Source organism: Spiroplasma sp. ChiS (genome assembly GCF_002968355.1).
Taxonomy (GTDB): Bacteria; Bacillota_I; Bacilli_A; order Mycoplasmatales; family Mycoplasmataceae; genus Spiroplasma; species Spiroplasma citri.
Map to the genome: position 1 here is coordinate 1 of NZ_PUUH01000201.1, position 876 is coordinate 876.

1 protein-coding gene and 1 pseudogene are annotated in these 876 nt (G+C 21.9%); both read right to left on the bottom strand.

Annotated elements, in window-relative coordinates; genetic code table 4:
• Window positions 1–363: pseudogene (locus C6B38_RS11240) on the bottom strand (hypothetical protein); the annotation flags it as partial.
• Window positions 364–376: 13 nt separating this feature from the next.
• Complete coding sequence (locus C6B38_RS11245; RefSeq protein WP_233485572.1) at window positions 377–817, bottom strand: hypothetical protein; 441 nt, start codon at window positions 815–817, stop codon at window positions 377–379.
• Between the last annotated feature and the right edge of the window lie 59 nt (window positions 818–876).

An 876-nucleotide genomic window follows, 5' to 3' on the forward strand; every position in this document is an offset into this window, starting at 1 on the left:
TGGTACTTTATCATTTTTTAAATCACGCACAAATTTTAAATATTTACTATCATATTGCATTGCAATAGATAAAGGAATTGTTATCTTAACAAAATTAATACCAATATCTTTATTAGATTTTTTACGAACTCTTTTCCCGTTTGCTGTTCGTTTAACTGTTTCCGTTTTTCATACTAAATAATCATCTAAATCATCAAAGAAACCTATTTTCATTTTAAAATAAGGAAAAAATATACTAGGTGGAATACATTGCATAGGAACAATAATCATATAATCATCTAAATCATCAAAGAAACCTATTTTCATTTTAAAATAAGGAAAAAATATACTAGGTGGAATACATTGCATAGGAACAATAATCATATTAGTAATTTCTCTATATTCAACCCAATCGACATAATAAAAAATATGGAATTAAACCACTAAACTTTTTATTGTTTTCTTCGGGTTTAGCACCATTCATATACAAAAATATTTCATCAAATAAAATTAAACTATCATTTGACGGTATCTTATAATTTTTATTTTTAAAATCTAAGTGGTTTAAACCTAAAACTCCAATTTTTTCATCATTAATAAAATAATTAGAATAAACATTATCAAATTTAGCAATTTGTGATAAATAAGTCATCAATAAAGTTTTACCAGTACCCAAAGCACCGTTAATAATTGATGTAGAACTAAAATATATAAACTGTAAATTAAAACAAACAATAAAAAAATAGAACAAAATATTTGCCATAAATCAATTTACATATCAATAAGAAAACTTAATATTTTTTTGTCTTCTAAATAAATTAAAATAATTTTTAAACATATATCTACACCACCAATCTAATTGTTTTATATAAAATAAATATTGATAATCAAATTAAG